This window comes from Sphaerimonospora thailandensis (assembly GCF_016863115.1).
Taxonomy (GTDB): domain Bacteria; phylum Actinomycetota; class Actinomycetes; order Streptosporangiales; family Streptosporangiaceae; genus Sphaerimonospora; species Sphaerimonospora cavernae.
This window is the reverse complement of sequence record NZ_BOOG01000005.1, coordinates 1-14,807: the sequence shown is the minus strand read 5'-3', so window position 1 is coordinate 14,807 and position 14,807 is coordinate 1. Positions and strand designations below refer to the sequence as shown.

14 protein-coding genes and 1 pseudogene are annotated in these 14,807 nt (G+C 70.9%); 7 read left to right on the top strand and 8 right to left on the bottom strand.

All coding sequences use genetic code 11. The features are described 5' to 3' along the window. Positions 1-61: 61 nt before the first annotated feature. The 7 genes and pseudogenes from Mth01_RS01795 (at position 62) to Mth01_RS01765 (ending at position 7,843) form a co-directional block, all read left to right on the top strand. The gene (locus Mth01_RS01795; protein WP_204010187.1) at positions 62-1,099 is read left to right on the top strand and encodes a phosphotransferase family protein; all 1,038 of its coding nucleotides are present in this window, start codon (positions 62-64) and stop codon (positions 1,097-1,099) included. 181 nt (positions 1,100-1,280) lie between these two features. Next, positions 1,281-2,062: pseudogene (locus tag Mth01_RS01790) on the top strand (SDR family NAD(P)-dependent oxidoreductase). Beyond that, positions 2,059-4,293, top strand: coding sequence for an arylsulfatase (locus Mth01_RS01785; RefSeq protein WP_204010182.1), 2,235 nt, complete (start codon positions 2,059-2,061; stop codon positions 4,291-4,293). Before Mth01_RS01790 ends, Mth01_RS01785 begins: the two are co-directional and overlap by 4 nt. 81 nt (positions 4,294-4,374) lie before the next feature. Continuing rightward, the gene (locus Mth01_RS01780) at positions 4,375-6,003 is read left to right on the top strand and encodes a flavin-containing monooxygenase (RefSeq protein ID WP_204010179.1); all 1,629 of its coding nucleotides are present in this window, start codon (positions 4,375-4,377) and stop codon (positions 6,001-6,003) included. A gap of 16 nt (positions 6,004-6,019) precedes the next feature. Next, a complete protein-coding gene (locus Mth01_RS01775; RefSeq protein ID WP_204010176.1) occupies positions 6,020-6,802 on the top strand; it encodes an SDR family NAD(P)-dependent oxidoreductase in 783 nt (260 codons plus the stop codon). A 62-nt stretch (positions 6,803-6,864) separates the two neighbouring features. After that, a complete protein-coding gene (locus tag Mth01_RS01770; protein WP_204010173.1) occupies positions 6,865-7,023 on the top strand; it encodes a hypothetical protein in 159 nt (52 codons plus the stop codon). Then, complete coding sequence (locus tag Mth01_RS01765; protein ID WP_204010170.1) at positions 7,001-7,843, top strand: sugar phosphate isomerase/epimerase family protein; 843 nt, start codon at positions 7,001-7,003, stop codon at positions 7,841-7,843. The genes Mth01_RS01770 and Mth01_RS01765 overlap by 23 nt, the downstream gene beginning before the upstream one ends. A gap of 179 nt (positions 7,844-8,022) precedes the next feature. Here the strand turns inward: Mth01_RS01765 and Mth01_RS01760 are convergent, their stop codons facing one another. The 8 genes from Mth01_RS01760 to Mth01_RS01725 form a co-directional block, all read right to left on the bottom strand. Next, positions 8,023-9,222 (bottom strand): acyl-CoA dehydrogenase family protein, encoded by a 1,200-nt coding sequence (locus tag Mth01_RS01760; RefSeq protein WP_204010166.1) that lies wholly within the window; start codon positions 9,220-9,222, stop codon positions 8,023-8,025. Positions 9,223-9,293: 71 nt separating this feature from the next. After that, entirely contained in the window at positions 9,294-10,271 is a 978-nt protein-coding gene (locus Mth01_RS01755; RefSeq protein WP_239089157.1) for an NADPH:quinone oxidoreductase family protein, read from the bottom strand. Positions 10,272-10,276: 5 nt separating this feature from the next. Further along, positions 10,277-10,705 (bottom strand): MaoC/PaaZ C-terminal domain-containing protein, encoded by a 429-nt coding sequence (locus Mth01_RS01750; RefSeq protein ID WP_204010160.1) that lies wholly within the window; start codon positions 10,703-10,705, stop codon positions 10,277-10,279. Beyond that, positions 10,702-11,151: an FAS1-like dehydratase domain-containing protein gene (locus Mth01_RS01745; protein ID WP_204010157.1), complete on the bottom strand. Its 450-nt coding sequence runs from the start codon at positions 11,149-11,151 to the stop codon at positions 10,702-10,704. The genes Mth01_RS01750 and Mth01_RS01745 overlap by 4 nt, the downstream gene beginning before the upstream one ends. A gap of 56 nt (positions 11,152-11,207) precedes the next feature. After that, positions 11,208-12,083, bottom strand: a complete 876-nt coding sequence (locus Mth01_RS01740; RefSeq protein WP_204010155.1) for an SDR family NAD(P)-dependent oxidoreductase — start codon at positions 12,081-12,083, stop codon at positions 11,208-11,210. A gap of 89 nt (positions 12,084-12,172) precedes the next feature. Further along, positions 12,173-13,228, bottom strand: a complete 1,056-nt coding sequence (locus Mth01_RS01735) for an NAD(P)H-dependent flavin oxidoreductase (protein ID WP_204010153.1) — start codon at positions 13,226-13,228, stop codon at positions 12,173-12,175. Then, the gene (locus tag Mth01_RS01730) at positions 13,225-14,025 is read right to left on the bottom strand and encodes a CoA-transferase subunit beta (RefSeq protein WP_239089122.1); all 801 of its coding nucleotides are present in this window, start codon (positions 14,023-14,025) and stop codon (positions 13,225-13,227) included. Before Mth01_RS01730 ends, Mth01_RS01735 begins: the two co-directional genes overlap by 4 nt. Beyond that, positions 14,022-14,807, bottom strand: a 786-nt coding sequence (locus tag Mth01_RS01725; protein WP_204010151.1) for a CoA transferase subunit A, incomplete at its 5' end; no start/stop codon positions are given. The genes Mth01_RS01730 and Mth01_RS01725, both read right to left, overlap by 4 nt.

The window sequence follows — 14,807 nt, the reverse complement described above, 5'->3', positions numbered from 1 at the left end:
AAGCGCTTGCTACATTGAGTCGCAGCGCTTATGCCTTGACGTTCGTCTCCGGGAGCAGCCGATGAGTCATGTCGTCCAGACCGGCCTGGGACTGTCCGACGCGGTGGGAGGCTGGCTCGCCGCCCATGTCCCGGGGCTCCGGGCGCCGGTCGAGTTCTCCAGGCTGGCCGGGGGCCGGTCCAACCTGACGTTCCTGGTCACCGATGCCGCGGGCGTACGGTTCGTGCTGCGTCGGCCGCCGCTGGGGGACCATCCGGCGAACGCGCACGACGTCCTGCGCGAGGCCCGCATACTCCGTGCGGTGGCGGGCGAGGTGCCGGTGCCGGCCGTCCTCGCGGTGTGCGAGGACCCCGCCGTCACCGGGGCCCCGTTCGTCGTGATGGAGCACCTGGACGGCCTGGTGCTGCGCGACCCGGCCGGCGTTGAAGCGGCCTTCCCGGTCGGTGATCGCGGGCGGATCGGTCCGGCGCTGATCGACGCCATGGCCGCCCTGCATTCGGTCGACCCGGCCCGCCTCGGGCTGGGCGGCCTGGCCGAGCGGCGCGACCATCTCGCCCGGCAGCTGCGCCGCTGGCACGACAACTGGCGCAAGACGACCATCCGCCCGCTTCCGGACCTCGAGCGGGCCCACGCCCGGCTGGTGGAGCACATTCCAGAGCAGCGGCGGACCGGGATCGTGCACGGCGACTTCCGGCTGGACAACTGCCTGCTCGACACCGGAGGCACGGTGCTGGGCATCCTCGACTGGGAGCTCACCACGATCGGCGACCCGCTGGCCGACCTCGGACAGTTCCTGGTCTACTGGGCCGAACCCGGCGACGCGCACACCGCGCTGCACACCCCGCCGACCGGACTGCCCGGATTCGCCTCCCGGGACGACCTGTGCGCCCGGTACTTCGCCTGCCTCGGCGTCGACCCCGCCCCGGTGGACTACTACCTGGCCTTCAACTGGTGGAAAACCGCCTGCATCGTGGAGAACGTCTACACCCGCATGCTCTCCGGCGCGATGGGCGCCACCGATCGGAGCCCGGAGTCGTTCGGCGAGCAGGCGGCCGGACTGGCCGCCCAGGCCTGGCGGTACGCCTCCCGGCTGCGCTGACGCCGAACGCCGCGAGCATCTCGCTCAACGGGATGCTCCGGACGGCGGGGTCGTCTGCTCTTACCGTGGGCGCGCAGGCGAGCGACCGAAGGGATCTGGACGAAGCCGGCCGATCGTTGACCTCCCACCAAGCGCTTGCTAGGTTACTTTCACATCTCGCTGGACCCGAGGGAGCACAACCATGAATCCGCAGCCCTCACCCGACTCGCCGGTGCTCGTGACCGGCGCCGCCTCCGGCATCGGCGCGGCGTGTGCGGCCGTGATCGCGGCTTCCGGCCGGCCGGTGGTCCTGTGGGACCTGGATCCCGCGGCGGTGACCGAGGCCGGCGCCCGACTGGAGGCGGTGGCCTCGGTCCCGGTTCTGGCGGCGGCGGTGGACGTGTCGAAGCCGGAGCTGTACGCCGGGGCGCTGGACGCCGCCCGAAGCGTGGTCGGGCCGATCGGCGGTTTCGTCCACTGCGCCGGGGTGGTCGACTCCACCCCGATGTCCCGGCTGAGCGCCGAGGCGTGGCGGCGGGTGCTGGAGGTCAACCTCACCGCGTTCGGCTTCCTCACCGCCGCCCTGATCCCCGACCTGACCTCGCAAGACGGGTCGAGCGTCGTCGGGATCGGCTCGGTCAACGCCCTGGTCGGGCAGGGCGCGATCCCGTCCTACAGCGCCTCCAAGGCGGGCGTGCTCGGTCTGGTCCGTTCCCTGGCGGCCGAACTGGGGCCCCGCGGGGTCCGGGTCAACGCCGTGTGCCCCGGATACATCGCCACCCCCATGCTCAGCCGCAGCCTGGAGGACACGGGCCGGGCCGAGCGGATGGCCGGGCTCGCCATGCTCAAGCGGGTGGGACGCCCGAGGAGGTCGCGAGCGTCGTCCGGTTCCTTCTCAGCGGCGAGGCCTCCTTCGTCACCGGGAGCACGATCATGGTGGATGGCGGCGTGACGGCGAACGACGCGATGGCGGCGCTGGCATGACCGGGGCGCAGAACGGTCAGGCCGGGCGCCGGCCGAACGTGGTGATGATCGTCCTTGACGACACCGGGTTCGCCCAGCTGGGGTGCTACGGGTCGGACATCGAGACCCCGAACATCGATCGGCTGGCCGACGAGGGCCTTCGGTACAACAACTTCCACGTGACCGCCCTGTGCTCGCCCACCCGGGCCTCCCTGCTGACCGGGCGCAACCACCATCGGGTGGGGATGGGCTGGCTGACCGACGTCCCGTGCCCGGAGCCCGGCTACAGTGCGAAGATCTCTCCGGCGGCGGGCACGCTGCCGGCGGTGCTCAAGGGAGCGGGATACAGCACGTTCGCGGCCGGCAAGTGGCATCTTGCCCCGCGGTGGGAGGTCAACCCCGCAGGGCCGTACGACCGGTGGCCGCTGGGGCTCGGCTTCGAGCGTTTCTACGGCTTCCTCAGCGCCGAGACGTCCCAGCGGACGCCCACGCTGGTGCGGGACAACTCCTACGTCGCCCCGCCCCGTGGTCCCGAGGAGGGCTACCACCTGACCGAGGATCTCGCCGACCAGAGCATCGCCTTCATCCGCGACCAGCAGCAGAACTGCCCGGCCAAGCCGTTCTTCGTCTACCTGGCCACCGGCGCGATGCACGCCCCGCTGCAGGCCCCCGAGCAGTGGGTCGAGCACTACCGGGGACGCTTCGACCAGGGCTGGGACGTCTGGCGCGAAGCGGTCGTACGGCGCCAGCGCGAGCTGGGCATCCTGCCTCCTGGCGCCGAGCCGACGCCGAGGCCGCCCTGGGTGCGTCCCTGGGAGGAGATGGACGAACAAGAGCGCCGGGTGTGCGCACGCGGGATGGAGATCTTCGCGGCCTACCTGAGCCACACCGACGCCCAGATCGGCCGGGTGCTGGACTACCTGCGGGAGATCGGCCGGCTCGACGACACCATCGTCATGCTGGTGTCGGACAACGGAACCAGCTCCGAGGGCGGGCCGGACGGATCGCTCAACTACCACGGCCTGCGGATCGACCGCGACGCCAACCGGGAGCTGACGCTGGGCCGGCTCGATGAGATGACGGGCCCGAGATCGTACGTGCAGTACTCCTGGGGCTGGGCGTGGGCGGGCAACACCCCGTTCTGGCTCTGGAAACGCTTCACCGCGCTGGGCGGGGTCAGGACGCCCCTGGTGGTCCACTGGCCGTCCGGGATCGCCTCCGGGGGCGAGGTGCGCCGGCAGTTCTGCCACGCGGTGGACCTGATGCCCACCCTGCTGGAGGCGGCCGGGATCGAGCCGCCAGAACGGCTCGCCGGGGTGGAACAGATGTCCTTCGACGGCGCGAGCATCGGCCGTACCTTCGCCGACCCGCAGGCGCCCGCCCCGCGCGACAGCCAGTACTTCGAATGCTCGGGATCGCGCTCGATGTATCACCGGGGCTGGCAGATCCGGACCGACCACGTCGGGCCGACGCCCGCCCTGGAACGGGAGATGATCCCGGGTAGCCACCACTTCGACACCGACCGGTGGTCGCTGTTCAACCTGGAGGACGACTTCGCGGAGACCCGCGACCTGGCCGGCGAGCACCCGGAGATCGTCGACCGGCTCGTGGAGATGTGGTGGACCGAGGCCGGCCGCAACCAGGTCCTGCCCCTCAACGACGGGTACTCCTTCAGACCCCAGATGCCGCGCCCGGACACCCACCGGCAACCGCATCGGGCCGTCTACCGGCCGGGGAGGGGACCGGTGTCGGAGTTCCTGCATCCGGTTCTCACCGAGGGGTTCCGGATGACGGCGCATCTCGAGCTCGGCACGGCGTCCGCCGACGGCATGATCGTCGCTGTCGGCGACTGGACGCAGGGGCTGGCGTGGTATCTGCTCGACGGCCGCATGGTGGCGGTGTGCAACCTCGCCGGCGTCGAGCACCGGCTGTCCGCGCCGCAACGGCTGGGAACCGGCCGGCACGAGGTGGCGCTGTCCTACCGGAAGACGGCCGCGGGCGGCGGGTTCCACCTGCACCAGAACGGCCGGCCGGTGGCCGAGCTCCCGGTCCCCGGCCCGCTGCCGGCGCGCTGGCAGATCGGCGGCCCCGGCCTGTTCGTCGGATGCGACACCGGCTTTCCCGTCAGTGACGACTACCGGCCGCCGTTCGACTTCCAGGGCGTGCTCGATCGCGTGGTCGTCGAGAGCGTCGTCTCGGACGACGCCGGGGAGCAGCCGGTCCCGGTGGCGGTGGAGCTACGTCACGAGTGAGATCGCCAGGTGACGACACCTGACGACCTCAGCGCGGCATTCGGCCCGATGGCCGTGACGACAACTTCTGAAAGGTGAAGCATGAGCACGGACTCGCGTCCCCGCTTGGACGTTCTGGTCATCGGAGCCGGGTTCGCCGGGCTGTACGCGATCCACGCGGCACGCCGGGCCGGCCTGGACGTCCTCTGTCTCGAAGCCGGCGCCGGCGTCGGCGGCACCTGGTACTACAACCGCTACCCCGGTGCGCGCTGCGACGTGGAGAGCATCGACTACTCCTACTCCTTCGACGAGGAGCTCCAGGACGAATGGGAGTGGAGCGAGCGCTACGCCACCCAGCCGGAGATCCTCGCCTACATCGAGCACGTGGCCGAGCGTTTCGACCTGCTCGACAGCGTCCGGCTGGAGACCCGTGCCGTCAGCGCGCATTTCGACGAGCGGACCTCGACCTGGCGGGTGCGCTCGGAAAGCGGTGAAGAGTTCGAGGCCCGCTACCTGCTCTGCGCCACCGGGTCGCTGTCCGCGCCGAACAAGCCGGCCATTCCCGGCATCGACGACTTCGCCGGCGAGGTCCTCTTCACCGCCGAGTGGCCGCACACCGAGCCGGACCTGGCCGGCAAACGGGTCGGCCTGATCGGCACCGGCTCCTCGGGGATCCAGTCGACCCCGCTGCTCGCGGCACGGGCCAAGCAGCTCACCGTCTTCCAGCGGACCCCGAACTACAGCGTGCCGGCCCTGAACCGGAACTTCACGCCGGCCGACCAGGTCAGGATCCGCGAGGAGTATCCGGAGCGACGCCGCAAGTCCAGGCGCAGCGGCGGCGGCTCGCCGTACGTCGCCTATCCCAAGAACGGCGTCGACTGCACGCCCGAGGAGCGCCTGGCGGCGCTGGAGAAGGGGTGGACGACGGGCGGCGTGCTCTTCGGCAAGACGTTCCCCGACCAGTACGTCAACGAGGAGACCAACCGCTACGCCGCGGACTTCTTCGAAGCGAAGATCCGGCGGATCGTGCACGACCCGGCGACCGCCGATGACCTCATCCCGGACGACCACCCGATCGGCACGAAGCGGATCTGCACCGACTCGGGGTACTTCGAGACGTTCAACCGGGACAACGTCGCCCTGGTGAACCTGCGCAAGGACCCGATCGTCCGGATCACCGAGTGGGGGATCAAGACCGAGGGCGCCGCCCACGAGCTCGATGTCCTGATCTTCGCCACCGGCTTCGACGCGATGACCGGGGCGCTGCAGCGCATCGACATCCGGGGAACCGGCGGGGCGTCGTTCCGCGAGGCCTGGCGCGAGGGACCCGTCAGCTACCTGGGCTACCAGGTGCCGGACTTCCCCAACCTGTTCATCGTGAGCGGCCCCGGATCGCCCGCCGTGCTGGCGAACATGGTGCTCGCCGCCGAGATGCAGATCGACTGGCTGCTCAAGCTGATCCGTCACGCCGACGAGATGGGCGCGAACCGGATCGAGCCGCGCGCGGACGCCGCCGCGAAGTGGACCGCCCACGTCCAGGAGGCGGCGGACCAGACCCTCTTCCCCCGCGCGAACTCGTGGTACGTCGGCGCGAACATCGAGGGCAAGCCGCGCACGTTCATGCTCTACGTCCGCGGCCTCGGAACCTACGCCGGCGTCTGCGACCAGGTCGCCGAGGACGGCTACGAGGGGTTCGTGCTCACCTCGCACAGCCCCGCGCCGGCACGCTGATCGAAAGGTTCGGAACATGCGTGAGTCGTTGCGGGGCAAGGTCGCCGTCATCACCGGAGCCGGCCGCGGCATCGGACGGGCCAGCGCCGTACTGTTCGCGGCGGAGGGCGCGAGCGTCGTGGTCAGCGACATCGACCCGGCGACCGCGGCAGACACCGCGGACGCCATCACCGGCTCCGGGGGGACCGCGGTGGCCGTCCCCGCCGACGTGACCGCACAGGAGCAGGTCGCCCACCTGGTCGACGTCGCCGTCGAGCGGTACGGCCGCCTCGACGTCATGTTCAACCACGCGGGCGGCACCACCCCCGCCCCGGTCCACGAGGTGACCTCGGAGCAGTTCCACCACATCGTCGAACTGAACCTCGGGTCGATGTTCTACGGGGTCCGGGCGGCCCTGCCGGTGATGATGGAACAGAGGTCCGGGGTCATCCTCTCCACGACGTCGGGCGGCGGCATCGGGGCGGTGCCGGGGCTGGGGATCTACGGGGCCGCGAAGGCAGGGATCATCGCGTTGACCCGCAGCGTCGCCGCGGAGTACGGCCGGTACGGCATCCGGGCCGTCGCGATCTCGCCCGGATCCATGGACACCCACGGCTTCCGGCAGTGGCTGAACGCGTTGCCCGGCTCCGACGAGGACTACTTCAGCCAGATCCCGTCGGGCCGCCTCGGCACCGACCAGGACATCGCCCATGTGGCCGCCTTCCTGGCCGGTGACGCGGCAGCGTACGTCAACGGCATCACCGTTCCGGTGGACGGGGGGACCACCGGCCTGCTGGCCATCCCCCACGTCACCGCCTGACCCGTCAGTGCGGGGGAGACGAAGATGCTCGCGACCAGAATTTCGGATAACGAGGTGGTGGAATGACGGATGTCGGCCAGACCAACGACGACCTGCTCATCAGGGGACTCATCGGGCGTGCCGCGCGACTCTCCGACGAGGGCGACCCCGACGATTACCGCACGGTCTACCCGACGAGTTCGTCCGTACCCTCGACGGGTGGCGGATCCGGCGACGTGTGAGCCGTGCCGGATGACCTACGGCAACCGGATCTGCGTGAGCGGCATGGCGGCGGTCTCCTGGCCGCTGCCGGAGGAGCTCGAGATGTACCGGCGTACCGGTACGGACCTGGTCGGCCTCACCGTGCCGAAGCTCGCCACCTGCGGTTGGCCGGCCGCCTACGACGTGATCGGCCGCAGCGGCGTGGACGTCGAATACCTGGTGCACCCGTTCACCGCCGATCCCGACGACGGCGACGGCTGGACCGCGCAGGTGCGCAGCCTGATGGCCGCGGTGGACGCGGCGGAACGGATCGGTGCCCGTACGGTGTACCTGACCGTGGGACCGTCGGGAGATCTGTCCTGGGAGGAGGCCGCGGCCCGGTTCACCCGCCGGATGGCGCCGGCGGTCGAACACGCGGGTGAGGCGGGGATCGCGCTGGCCCTGGAGAACACGATGTCGGTGCGGTGCGACCTGAGCTTCATCCACACCGTCCGGGACGCGGCCGAACTGGCCCGCAGGCTCGATGTGGGGCTGTGCGTCGACCTGTACTGCTGCTGGCAGGAGGCCGGGCTGCGGTCGACCTTGCGCGCGGAGGTCGACCGGATCCGGCTGCTGCAGGTGAGCGACTTCAAGGTCGGCACGTTGAGCTTTCCGAACCGCTGGGTTCCCGGCGACGCGGACCTGCCGATGGCCAGGCTGCTCGACGACACGCTGGCGGACGGCTACCGGGGAACCGTGGACGTCGAGCTCGCCGGGCCGGCGATCGACGCCGAAGGGGCCGAGAGCGCGCTGACCCGCGGCGTGTCCTGGACGGCGACGCGCCTGGGACGCACGGGCTGAGGCTGCTCCAACGAAGTGACTCCTCCGCTCGCTTCAGTTATCAAGGGAGCGGAGGAGACACGTGGTGGTGGTTCTCGCCGGAATTCAAGGCATGCGTCATCGGTGGTCGGCTCCTCGCGGTCCCGCACCGCGCCGGAGGGACTCCCGTCCCCCCGGCGTCCAGACGGATTGATCCGAAATCAGCGGTATCGCCGCAGTTCCTGGCGGGCGACGGTCCGGATGTGCACCTCGTCGGGGCCGTCGGCGATGCCGAGGATCCGGGCGCTGGCCCACATGCGGGCGATCGGGAAGTCCTCCGTCACCCCGCCCCCGCCGTGGGCCTGGATGGCCCGGTCCAGTACGGCGCGGGCCACGCGGGGCGCCACCACCTTGATGGCGGCGATCTCGGTGGCCGCTCCCTTGGCGCCCACCCGGTCGATCATCCACGCGGTCTTGAGCACCAGCAGCCGGGCCTGCTCGATCTCCATGCGGGACTCGGCGATCCAGGTCCGCACCACACCCTGATCCGACAGCGGCCCGCCGAATGCGTCTCGGGACATGGTGCGGCGCACCATCAGTTCCAGTCCGCGTTCGGCCATGCCGAGCGTGCGCATGGCGTGGTGGATCCGGCCCGGGCCGAGCCGGGCCTGGGCGATGGCGAAGCCGTCGCCCTCTCCACCGAGCAGGTTGGTCGCGGGCACCCGTACGTCGGTGAAGCGGATCTCGCAGTGGCCGTGCTGGTCGTGGTAGCCGAAGATGGGCAGCGACCGGATGATCTCGACACCCGGCGTCGCGACCGGGACCAGGATCATCGACTGCTGGCGGTGCGGCGCCGCCTGCGGGTCGGTCTTGCCCATCAGGACCAGCAGCTCACAGCGCGGATCGGCCGCGCCGGTGGTCCACCACTTGTGCCCGTTGATCACGTACTCGTCGCCGTCGCGGACGATCGACGTGCTGATGTTGCGGGCGTCGGAGGAGGCCACCCCGGGTTCGGTCATCGAGAAGCCCGAGCGGATCCGCCCGTCCAGCAGCGGCTCCAGCCAGCGGGCCTGCTGCTCCGGCGTGCCGAACAGGTGCAGCAGCTCCATGTTGCCGGTGTCGGGGGCGGCGCAGTTCAGCGCCTCCGGGGCGATGTACGGCGACCGGCCGGTCATCTCGGCCAGGTAGGCGTACTCGAGGTTGGACAGTCCGGAGAGATCCGGCAGGAACAGGTTCCACAGGCCCAGCCGGCGCGCCTCGGTCTTCAGCTCCTCGACGATGGGCGGCAGCACGTGGCTGCGTGGGCCCGCCTCCTCGAGTTGCGCCGCATAAACCGGTTCGGCCGGATAGACCCGCTCGGTCATGAAATCGCCGAGTGCGGCGAGCAGTTCACGGGCTCGCTCGCTCGGGCCCAGATCCATTGAGCCCAGCTCCGTTGGACGCAGATCCGTTGGACGCAGCTCCATTCCCGCGTGCGCGGGCCCGGTCGTGGTCATGGCATCTCTCCGGTTCGAAGGACGATCTTTCCTTTTGCCTCGCGGTTCATCACCACGGCGAGTGCGGCGGCCGCCTCGGCCAGCGGATAGCGGCGGTCGATGTGCGGACGCAGCAGGCCCGCGGAATACCACTCCAGCAGCCGGGACATGTTCTCGGCGTTGGCCCCGGGATTGCGGCCGGCCCACGCGCCCCACAGGACGCCGAGCAGCTCGCCCTCCTTCAGCAGCAGCCGGTTCATCCCCACCCGGGGGATGTCGCCGGAGGCGTAGCCGACGGTCAGGTACCGGCCGCCCCAGGCCAGCGCCCGCACCGCGGTGTCGGCCGCCGTGCCGCCGACCGGGTCGTACACCACGTCCACCCCGGCGCCGCCGGTGATCTCTTTCAGCCGCGAGGCCAGGTCGGTCTCCCGGTAGTCGATCAGCTCGTCGGCCCCGTGCTCGGCGCACAGGTTCAGCTTCTCCTCGCTGGAAGCGGCCGCGATCACCCGGGCGCCGAGGACCTTGCCGATCTGCACGGCGGTCAGCCCGACCCCGCCGGAGGCGCCCAGCACCAGCAGGGTCTCGCCTGACCGCAGCCGTGCCCGGTCGACCAGCCCGTGGTAGGAGGTGCCGTAGACCACGGGGAAGGCCGCTGCGTGGTCCAGGTCCATGTCGTCGGGGATCGGGTGCACCCGCTCGGCGGTGACGACGACCTGTTCGGCGTACCCGCCGATGCCGCAGAAGGCCATGACCCGATCGCCCGGGGCGGGTCCGGTCACCCCCTCGCCGACCGCGCGGACGACGCCGGCCACCTCCGAGCCCGGGCTGAACGGCAGCGGCGGCTTGGTCTGGTAGGTGCCGGCGACGATCAGCCCGTCGGGGAAGTTCACCCCGGCGGACCGTACGTCCACCACGACCTGGCCGGGCCCCGCGACGAGGTCGGGCACCTCGGCCGCCAGCAGGTTCTCCGGCCCGCCGAGCTCGCGGCACAGCATCGCCTTCACGCGCCGTCCGCCTCCCCATCGGGCTGTGCGCCGGGCAGCACGAACGTCGACCAGGCCGTCACGGCCTTGCCGCCGGTCTGGCGGCGGCAGGTCAGCTCGATGTCCACCCGCCGTTCGCCCTCGTGGTCGTACTCGCGCACCACCTCGCCGCCGCAGGTGAGCACGTCGCCGGGCCAGACCTGCTCCAGGAAGCGGATCCGGAAGTTGCGCACGTTCTCGGCGCCCAGCCAGTTCGTCGCGTAGGTGCCCAGCAGGCTCGCCTGCCACATCCCCACAGAAAACGGGGTCGGGAAGCCGGCGGCCCTGGCGAACTCCTCGTCGTGATGGATCGGGTTCATGTCCCCCGACGCGCCCTGGTAGCGGACGAAGTCGGTACGGGTCACCGGGCCGACCACCCACGGGTCGGGTGCTGCGGGAACGGTCATGACTCCTCCGCCGGGGGTCGTGCGGTCTCGACGCCGGTCAGCTTGGCCTGGGCGACCAGGCGGCCGGTCTCGTCGCGGAACTCCGTGATCATCACGGCGAACGTCAGCTCACCGCCGCGGCGGCCCTGCTTGGTGTAGATCTCGCTGATGTGCGACTGACAGGTCAGGCGGGTGCCGGCGCTCGGCGGCGGCCCGAAGAACGTGTACTCCTGCTCGGCGTGCAGGCCGCGCTTCTGGTCCAGCTCCACGGCCGACCAGGGGTTGGCATCGCCCGTCTGCCAGAAGAACGTCGTGGTCAGGAACGTCGGCGGGACGACGGGCCGCTCGGCGTCCAGGTACGCCGGGTCGGTCGATCCGGTGGCGCGGGCGAACTCGCGGATCTTGCCGCGCTCCACGTCCATCCGGAACGGGACGCCCTGCGTGCCGACGGCATTGGGATTGGCCATCTGGTGCTCCTTCGGGTCACACGCGCCGATTGCCGGGTTCGGGCAGGAGGGTCGGGTCAGCCACGGCTGCGCAGTTCCTTGTCGATGTCGGCGACGGTCCAGCGGGCGCCCCGGTCGACGGTCCAGGCGTAGCTCCAGCCGGCGAACTGCCGGATCTCGCCGCCCTTGGCGTAGTACACCTGCCCGTTGACCGGGCAGTCCTCGGTGAGCAGCCAGGCCACCAGGGGGGAGACGTTGCCGGGGTGGTACACGTCGAAGGCCTCGGGATCGGCCGGCGCGGCCACCATCTCCGCGATGCCGGGCACGTTCTCGGTCATCCGGGTGCGGGCGACCGGGGTGACGGCGTTGACCCGGACCCCGTACCGGCCCAGCTCCTGGGCCAGGATCACCGTCAGCGCGGCGATGCCCGCCTTGGCCGCGCCGTAGTTGCTCTGGCCGACCGCGCCGATCAGGCCTGAGGTGGAGGGCACGTTGACCACCGAGGCGGTCGGCCGGCGACCCGCCTTGGACTCGTTGCGCCAGTGCTCGGCGAAGACCCGGGCGGGCGCGAACGTGGCGCGCAGCTGGCCGCGGATCACCGCGTCCCAGTCCTCTTCGGACATGTTGACGAACATCCGGTCACGCAGGACGCCGGCGTTGTTGACCAGGCCGTGCACGGCGCCGAACTCGCCGCGGGCCAGTTCCAGCAGCTCCCGGGCGCCCTCCAGGGTGGCGGCGTCGGCGGCGCTGGCCACCGCCTGCCCGCCGGCGGCCCGGATCTCCTCGGCGACGGCCTGAGCGAAGGCGGGGTCACCGCCGCGGCCGTCGGCGTCGGCGCCGTTGTCGTTGACGACGACCTTGGCGCCTTCGGCGGCCGCGAGCAGCGCGTGCTCCCGGCCGATCCCGCGACCGGCACCAGTGATCACCACGACGCGGTCGTTCAATGCGGACATGTGGCAGTCCTCCTGATAAGAGTTCGGTTGTTCAAGGCGACGGCTGTTCAAGTGACGGTGCTGGGGCGGGAGGCACCGGTGCCGGGACGTCAGGCGCCGAGCCGGCGCAGCACGTCCTCGGCCTCGGCCATGATCCTGTCGATCAGCTCCCGGCAGCTCGGCAGGTCGTCGATCAGGCCGACGACCTGTCCGGTGGCCATCACCCCGATGTCGGGGCGGCCCTCCAGCAGCGCGGCCCGGTAGAGCATGGGGGCGTTGGCGGCCATCACCACCTGGCTCCAGGTCAGATCGCGGCTCTTCTTCATCGCCAGGCCTTCCCGGATGATGTCCGACCACCGGGTGCCGGAGATCTTCTGGAACGCGACGCCGTTCCGGGCGGCCCGCAGCAGCCGTCCCGGCCCCGAGGTCCGCAGCAGCCTGTCGATGGTGCCGGCCCGCAGCACCCGCTGGGGCACCCCGTCCACCTCGGTGGTCAGCACGGTGTCGTTCACCGTCTTGGACAGGTAGACCTCCTTCACCGCCTGCGCGACCGGGGAGTCGGTGGTCAGCAGGAAGCGGGTGCCCATTGCGATGCCGGCCGCGCCGTAGGACAGGGCGGCGACCAGGCCGCGGCCGTCGAAGAAGCCGCCGGCCCCGATCACCGGGATGTCGACGGCGTCGACGACCTGCGGCAGCAGCAGGCTGGTCGGGACGCCGCCGGTGTGGCCGCCGCCTTCGCCACCCTGAACGATGACGGCGTCCACCCCCCAGGCCGCGACCTTCTCCGCGTGGCGGCGGGCGCCGATCGACGGCACCACGACCAGGCCGGCGTCCTTGCACTTGGCGATCAGGTCCTGCCGGGGCGCCAACGCGAACGAGGCGACCTTCACCCCGGTCGAGATCAGCAGGTCGATGCGGCGTTCGACGTCCGGCTGGTCGGCGCGGATGTTGACGCCGAAGGGATTGTCGGTCTTGGCCTGGATCGTCTCGATGGCCGTGACGAGTTCCTCGTACGACAGCAGGCCGGCCGACAGGATGCCCAGACCGCCGGCGTTGGCGGTGGCCGCGGTCAGGGCGGGGTCTGAGACATAACCCATCCCGGTCTGCACGATCGGGTATTTCACCCCGAACAGCTCGCACGCCCTGGTGTGCAGAACAGCGGTCATCCGGTCACCTCCCGGTCGCGCAGCCCGCGCGGGTCCAGCACCTCGCGGATCAGGTGCAGCTCGTCCTCGGTGGGCAGCCGGGTCTGCGGTACGTCGCCCGCGACGTCCAGCGGGAAGCCGGTGGCCTCCTGCACCTGCTCCACCGTCACTCCCGGATGCACCGAGGCCAGGCGGAGCGGGCCATGGTCGGGGTGGTAGTCGAAGACCGCCAGGTTGGTGACGATCCGGCGCAGGTCGTGGTAGCGGCTCGCGGCCGGGCCGGCCTCGGCCGCCCGGTCGTTGCCCACCCCGCAGACCATGTCGACCTTCGGCACGAACACCCGGGTGCTGTGCTTGGGAACCCAGTAGCTGGTCGGGTGGTAGACGCTGTTGCCGGGAGCGCCGCGCACGCCGAGCAGTTGCACCTTGGGCCGGTGGTAGTCGCCGACCATCGAGATGTTGGTGCTGCCGTATCGGTCGACCTGGCTGGGGATCATCATGACGTGCCGCTTGCCGTACCAGACCAGATCGAAGATCGTACGGAACGGAGTCCACGCCTCGATCTCGCCCTCGGCGGGGGTGCCGACCGGCCAGGTGCCGCGCAGCATGTGGGCTTCTCCGTCGGAGATCAGCAGGTCGGGGGAGAAGGTGTGCCGGGCCAGCCGGACGGCGATGGCGGGTACGGTGCCGAACGCGCTGGCGATCATCTCGCCGTTGTCGCGGAAGGCGTCGGCGCACGCGACGACGCACACCTCGGCGCGGCTCACTCCGGCGGCGTCCGCGGTCGCGGGGGCACCCGAGGGCATCACACTGGTCATGCCGACACCTCCTGACGGCGGGCCGCCACGGCCGCCTGGTAGTCCGATTCGGATCCGCTCAGGTAGCGGTCCTGGAATTCCCGCCAGCGCTCGGGGTCTGCCGCCGCTGTGGCGTACTCCCGCTGGAAGGCCTCGTCCCGGTCGTAATCCGGCACGCATGAGGTGAAATGGGCGCCATTGGGCGCCTCGACCACCCCGGTCACCAGCAACCGGTTGATCTTCAACGTGGCCGGGTGGGCCGCGCCGGTCAGCTCCGCGGTCGGCACGATCTTCTCGCAGGACATGAACGCCTGTTCCGCGGCCATGCAGTAGAGGTCGTCGAAGTACGGGTCGGGCCCGAGGAACTGCCCGTTTCCGTGCATGTCGGCCCGGTTCATGTGGATCAGTGCGGCGTCCAGGTGGAGGGCCGGCATGGCCAGCACCTCGTCACCGCCGTAGGGGTCGGCGACCGTACGCAGACCGGGGTTGTAGGTCGTGACGTCCGAGCCGAGCCCCGCGCGGGTCGGCAGGAACGGCAGTTTCAGGCCCGCCGCGTACAGGCCCCACTGCAGCATGCCCTCGTCGTACTCGGCGACCTCCACCGCGCCCGTCTGCCGTGCGGCCCGGAAGTGCGGGTCCAGGGCGATGGAGTCCAGGGACACGAACCCGAAGACGACCTTGCGTACCTTGCCGGCCGCGCAGAGCAGCCCCACGTCGGGGCCGCCGTAGGAGGCCACGGTCAGGTCCCGCAGGTCGGAACGGAGAATCTCCCGGACCAGCGCCATCGGCTTGCGGCGGGATCC

Coding starts and splice junctions, on each gene's coding strand:
- Mth01_RS01795 (WP_204010187.1), top strand. CDS start 62: ATGAGTCATGTCGTCCAGACCGGCCTGGGACTGTCCGACGCGGTGGGA.
- Mth01_RS01785 (WP_204010182.1), top strand. CDS start 2,059: ATGACCGGGGCGCAGAACGGTCAGGCCGGGCGCCGGCCGAACGTGGTG.
- Mth01_RS01780 (WP_204010179.1), top strand. CDS start 4,375: ATGAGCACGGACTCGCGTCCCCGCTTGGACGTTCTGGTCATCGGAGCC.
- Mth01_RS01775 (WP_204010176.1), top strand. CDS start 6,020: ATGCGTGAGTCGTTGCGGGGCAAGGTCGCCGTCATCACCGGAGCCGGC.
- Mth01_RS01770 (WP_204010173.1), top strand. CDS start 6,865: ATGACGGATGTCGGCCAGACCAACGACGACCTGCTCATCAGGGGACTC.
- Mth01_RS01760 (WP_204010166.1), bottom strand. CDS start 9,222: ATGGATCTGGGCCCGAGCGAGCGAGCCCGTGAACTGCTCGCCGCACTC.
- Mth01_RS01755 (WP_239089157.1), bottom strand. CDS start 10,271: ATGCTGTGCCGCGAGCTCGGCGGGCCGGAGAACCTGCTGGCGGCCGAG.
- Mth01_RS01750 (WP_204010160.1), bottom strand. CDS start 10,705: ATGACCGTTCCCGCAGCACCCGACCCGTGGGTGGTCGGCCCGGTGACC.
- Mth01_RS01745 (WP_204010157.1), bottom strand. CDS start 11,151: ATGGCCAATCCCAATGCCGTCGGCACGCAGGGCGTCCCGTTCCGGATG.
- Mth01_RS01740 (WP_204010155.1), bottom strand. CDS start 12,083: ATGTCCGCATTGAACGACCGCGTCGTGGTGATCACTGGTGCCGGTCGC.
- Mth01_RS01735 (WP_204010153.1), bottom strand. CDS start 13,228: ATGACCGCTGTTCTGCACACCAGGGCGTGCGAGCTGTTCGGGGTGAAA.
- Mth01_RS01730 (WP_239089122.1), bottom strand. CDS start 14,025: ATGACCAGTGTGATGCCCTCGGGTGCCCCCGCGACCGCGGACGCCGCC.